Annotated in this window: 1 protein-coding gene; it reads right to left on the minus strand. The window is 54.1% G+C overall.

Going from position 1 to position 255, the window contains the following annotated elements; translation table 11 throughout:
- On the minus strand, positions 1–255 hold a 255-nt coding region (locus J1784_RS00095), incomplete at both ends, for a contractile injection system protein, VgrG/Pvc8 family (protein WP_274387285.1).

Here is a 255-nt window from a genome sequence, read left to right on the forward strand (position 1 = left end):
TAGACGTTCCGGAGACCATATCCGCGTTATTACGCCAGCCATCAATCTGATAACGGGCAAAATCTTCGCCGTGCTGTTCGTCTTTAAAGCGTCCGGGATAATCAAATATTTCATAAGCCGCATGCTGGTAGGGCATCCGCCGCGGCTGGTCCTGAAATTGCGCCGGCCAGTTCGGGGCGGTGAAGGTGTAATCCTGCAACGTCACCTGCGAAGGCCGGATTTGCGCGCTGCGGCGGAAATTATTGATGCAATACG

The organism is Rahnella ecdela (assembly GCF_019049625.1).
In the GTDB taxonomy this organism is placed as follows: domain Bacteria; phylum Pseudomonadota; class Gammaproteobacteria; order Enterobacterales; family Enterobacteriaceae; genus Rahnella; species Rahnella ecdela.